The sequence below is a fragment of the Rahnella sp. ChDrAdgB13 genome (genome assembly GCF_017655185.1).
GTDB lineage: Bacteria > Pseudomonadota > Gammaproteobacteria > Enterobacterales > Enterobacteriaceae > Rahnella > Rahnella contaminans.
Genome location: NZ_JAEMGT010000214.1, coordinates 1 through 4499, shown reverse-complemented (window position 1 = coordinate 4499; position 4499 = coordinate 1). Strand labels below are relative to the sequence as shown.

General features: G+C 46.6%; 4 protein-coding genes and 1 tRNA gene. 2 read left to right on the top strand and 3 right to left on the bottom strand.

Annotated features, from left to right (window positions below; all coding sequences use genetic code 11):
* Positions 1–91: 91 nt before the first annotated feature.
* Positions 92–167, bottom strand: a tRNA-Thr gene (locus J8X26_RS26865).
* 380 nt (positions 168–547) lie between these two features.
* Here J8X26_RS26865 and J8X26_RS26860 point away from each other — a divergent pair.
* Positions 548–1084: a GNAT family N-acetyltransferase gene (locus tag J8X26_RS26860; protein ID WP_208952572.1), complete on the top strand. Its 537-nt coding sequence runs from the start codon at positions 548–550 to the stop codon at positions 1082–1084.
* Positions 1085–1301: 217 nt separating this feature from the next.
* Positions 1302–2252 (top strand): type I pantothenate kinase, encoded by a 951-nt coding sequence (coaA, locus tag J8X26_RS26855; protein WP_208952571.1) that lies wholly within the window; start codon positions 1302–1304, stop codon positions 2250–2252.
* A 48-nt stretch (positions 2253–2300) separates the two neighbouring features.
* Here the strand turns inward: coaA and birA are convergent, their stop codons facing one another.
* Both birA and murB read right to left on the bottom strand, forming a co-directional pair.
* On the bottom strand, positions 2301–3260 hold the full coding sequence (gene birA, locus J8X26_RS26850) for a bifunctional biotin--[acetyl-CoA-carboxylase] ligase/biotin operon repressor BirA (protein ID WP_208952570.1): 960 nt from the start codon (positions 3258–3260) through the stop codon (positions 2301–2303).
* Entirely contained in the window at positions 3257–4294 is a 1038-nt protein-coding gene (gene murB / locus J8X26_RS26845; protein ID WP_208952569.1) for a UDP-N-acetylmuramate dehydrogenase, read from the bottom strand. Before murB ends, birA begins: the two co-directional genes overlap by 4 nt.
* Positions 4295–4499: the final 205 nt, after the last annotated feature.

Below are 4499 nucleotides of genomic sequence, written 5' to 3'. Positions count from 1 at the left end.
AGGATTCGAACCTTCGAAGTCGATGACGGCAGATTTACAGTCTGCTCCCTTTGGCCGCTCGGGAACCCCACCTAATTGTTTAGTACTTGAATGGTGCCGGCACCAAGAGTCGAACTCGGGACCTACTGATTACAAGTCAGTTGCTCTACCAACTGAGCTATGCCGGCATCAAGTGCTGCGCATTCTAGGGAGAGTTTACGGGGTATGCAACAAATAAATTGCATGTTTTGTTCTAACGCTCATGTTTTATTCAAAAAATAGGCTTTTGCCCTAATTAAGGCGCTTGAAGGTTCAAATAATGTGCAAAAACGTCCCCCTCATATCTCACTGTCGAGCCACTGGTGCGCCTTTTCATCTCTGTTCATCTTAAAAAAATCATTCACACCGCCCAACTGTACGATTTATGCACTGAAAATGTGCAGTTGCTGCATCAAAGACCCCCAATCGGCGTTTTCTTTTCGGCTAGTACTGATTTAAAAGCATTTTTTGTTGGCGTAATTTTTGCAGTCTTCTTTTCGGACGCGCTGTTTCTTATAGGAGTGCTGCAATGAAAATAGTCATGCTGAATGCGGCGACATTACCTATTTACCGCGACGAACTGACTCAACTTCTGGTAGAGGCCAACCAACAGGGACGATCCGCGGGGTTTCCCTACGCAATTGAACAGAAAGATGCCGAGGATTCTTTCAATTATTTGCGCCACGCGCTTGCTCAAAATAAGCGTTTGCTTTGGATTGCCCGGGATGAAAAAGGTGTTATGGGAACAGTCCAGCTGAATTTAACGCAACCGGCAGATTCACCGCATGAGGCAGAAATTAATACTCTTTTGGTTTGTACTCGTGCCAGACGGCGGGGCGTCGGAAGATTGTTAATACGTGAACTGGAGCACACTGCTCAGAATCTGCGTTGTACTGTTCTGTCTTCCGATATGCAATCGGGGTCTGAAGCAGAAGCCTTTTACCGTGCTCAGGGTTACCGCTGTGCAGCTTTCAAAGCTGAATCTGACCGCTACAGCCGGAAAAATGAAGTGGTCTACTATAAACGGCTCACTGCGTTTACCTGTTCCTCCCCTCCCCTCTTTTGATCCCCACGGGGCGACGAAAGCCGCCCCAATCTTTTACGACATCGTCCTTGTTTGCATAACTTTCTTAAAAATTTTTAAACTCAATCAAAGAAATCGATAAGTTATAAGAAAAAGATCTCTCCTGAAAATTAAGGTGTCTATAATATGCTGCTGGTTTACTGTCTGGAGTTGGCGTGATCGCCTTTCCTGACCTGCGCTAACAGGCAGACTTTAACTTATGAAAAAAAGAGACCCATCTTTGGCAACTCCTTATCTGCAGTTCGATCGTGCGCAGTGGGCAGCCTTACGTGATTCAGTACCGCTAACGCTCAAAGAAGCGGAAGTCGTGAACCTGAAAGGTATCAATGAGGATTTATCCCTCGAGGAAGTCGCGCAGATCTATCTGCCGCTTTCACGCCTTCTCAATTTTTACATCAGTTCCAACTTGCGCCGGCAAGCTGTGCTTGAACAGTTCCTCGGTACAGACGGACAGAAAATACCTTATGTCATCGGCATTGCGGGAAGTGTTGCTGTGGGCAAGAGCACAACAGCGCGTGTCCTTCAGGCGTTGCTGAGCCGTTGGCCGGAGCATCGCTCAGTGGAGCTGATTACTACTGATGGATTTCTCTATCCCAATAAAACGCTGCAAGAACGTGGGATCATGAAGAAGAAGGGGTTCCCGCAATCTTACGATATGCATCAGTTGGTAAACTTCGTTTCTGAAGTTAAATCAGGCGCTAAACGTGTTACTGCCCCGGTGTATTCGCATCTGATTTATGATGTGATCCCCGATGGGAATAAAGTTATTGAGCAGCCAGATATTTTAATTCTTGAAGGGCTCAATGTTTTACAAAGTGGTATGGATTATCCTCACGATCCACATCATGTATTTGTTTCTGACTTTGTTGATTTCTCAATATACGTTGATGCTCCGGAAGATTTATTGCAGGGCTGGTATATTAATCGCTTCCTAAAATTCCGCCAGGGTGCATTCTCTGATCCCGACTCCTATTTTCATCACTATGCAAAACTGCCGGAAGAAGAAGCAGTAAACATTGCGACCCAGTTGTGGGATGAAATTAACGGATTGAATTTAAAAGAAAATATATTACCAACTCGGGAAAGAGCCAGTCTAATACTGACGAAAAGCGCGAATCATGCGGTTGAAAGCGTCCGGTTGAGAAAATAAGTATTTTAGAGTTGAATAAAGGAGAGCCGATGCTCTCCTTTATCTTATTCAGGCACTGCGAAGTGAAATCTCACCCCCAATATACGGTTTAATAAGACCATCTTGCTCGAGCAACAATGCGCCCTGGGGATCAATTCCCCGTTCGATGCCAAGAATTTCCTGATCACCAATCAGCAATTTAACCGGCCGGTCGAGGAAATTATCTAAATCCCGCCAACGGGCAATAAACGGTGTCAGACCTTCCTGTTCAAAATGAACTAAAGCAGAACGCAACTCTTTGAGTAACGTCGCTGTCAGTTCGTTGCGATCGATATTCACGCCCGCTTCCTGCAAGTTGATCCAACCCTGGTTGATGGTATCGGTCGCAGGTTCACGCATTTTTAGGTTAATACCAGCACCGATAACAAGATGAGCAGCATCTCCAGTTTTTCCTGTCAATTCAACGAGGATACCAGCCAGCTTACGGTCATTGAGATAAAGATCATTAGGCCATTTAACCCGGACATCTACCGCCCCAAGGCGATGAAGCACTTCCGCCATGACAATCCCGATCACCAGGCTCAGCCCCATTGCCGCAGCGGGACCTTGTTCCAGTTTCCAGTACATGGAAAGATAAAGATTACTGCCGAAAGGTGAAAACCACTTACGACCGCGGCGGCCTCGCCCAGCCTGCTGATATTCAGCGGCACAGGCATCACCAGAATTCAGCTGACCAATCCTGTCCATCAGATACTGATTAGTTGAATCAATCACGGGCAGGACACTGACTCCACCAGCCGGGAGCATGGCGAGAATCTTCTCCTCTTCCAACAACTGAATAGGATAAGGCAGGCTGTAGCCTTTTCCAGGAACCGTGAAGATATCGACCCCCCAGTCCCTCACTGTCTGTATATGCTTATTAATTGCAGCGCGACTCATTCCCATGGCTGTACCTAGCTGCTCACCAGAATGAAACTCACCATCGGCCAAAATTGAGATCAATTGCAGTGGTACTGTAATATCCCTCATGACAGAGCCTCCACGGCATTCACTTCACCTTGTGCGGCAATGAAACGGACTTCAGGCTCAAGCCAGATACCAAATTTTTCGGCAACTACATCACGAACATGTTTCGCCAACACTCGAACATCGCCGCTGCTCGCATGGTCTTTATTAATGAGTACCAAGGCCTGTTTCTCATGCACCGCTGCGCCGCCAATACTAAAACCTTTCAGGCCGGCCTGTTCAACTAACCAACCCGCGGCCAGTTTTACGTGTCCATTGGCTTGTGGGTAAGAGGGCATTGAAGGGTATTGGCTGCTGATTTTCTCTGCAACCAAAGCATCAACGGTTGGGTTTTTGTAGAAACTGCCCGCATTCCCGGTGACAGCAGGATCCGGTAATTTGCTGCGTCGCATTGAGCATACTGAATCAAAGATCTCCTGCGGCGTTACAGTCTGGGGATCCAGACGAGTCAGGTCACCATAAGTGAGCTTCGGCAGCCATTGCTTCGTCAGCTTCAAACCGACGGCTACGATTGCATAACCGTTTTTATAAGAATGCTTAAAGATGCTTTCGCGATAGCCGAACTGACAATCTTCATCACTTAAACGCACCAGTTTTTCGGTTTGCAGATCTAAAACATCAACATAATTACAGACACTTTGCAGCTCAATTCCATAAGCACCAATGTTCTGAATAGGCGCCGAGCCTACACAACCGGGGATCAGAGCCAAGTTTTCCAGCCCCGGAATATTGTGTTCCAATGCGTAGCAAACCAGCCCATGCCAGTTTTCTCCGGCACCGACATGCAATAGCCATTCATCCTTATCTTCAGCCAGTTCAATGCCTTTTATCCGGTTCAAAACGACCATACCGGCAAAATTATCAAGAAAAAGAACGTTGCTTCCTTCACCTAAAAGCAGGAAGGGTTGCTGCTTTTCGTTCGCAGACTTCCAGGCAGTGATCAGCTGTTCCACACTACAAACGCTCACGATTTCAGCAGCATGTGCAGCCAGGGAAAAGGTATTTCGGGATTGAAGAGATGTGTCGTCAATCGACATAACTAGATTACTCATTGGTGACTAATTTGAGCTTAGTTTAACCGATTCATTGCTCCCTGACGCACAGTTTTCTGGCAGAGAGTCAGTCAGGAAAGAATGAAAGTAACTACAAATCCCTTCAAATTTCCCCAAATTTCCCCAAATTTCCCATAGCAAAAAGCCCTGTACGTCAGTACAGGGCTTTCCACTTATTTGATGCCTGGCA

Coding starts and splice junctions, on each gene's coding strand:
- murB (WP_208952569.1), bottom strand. CDS start 4,294: ATGTCGATTGACGACACATCTCTTCAATCCCGAAATACCTTTTCCCTG.
- birA (WP_208952570.1), bottom strand. CDS start 3,260: ATGAGGGATATTACAGTACCACTGCAATTGATCTCAATTTTGGCCGAT.
- J8X26_RS26860 (WP_208952572.1), top strand. CDS start 548: ATGAAAATAGTCATGCTGAATGCGGCGACATTACCTATTTACCGCGAC.
- coaA (WP_208952571.1), top strand. CDS start 1,302: ATGAAAAAAAGAGACCCATCTTTGGCAACTCCTTATCTGCAGTTCGAT.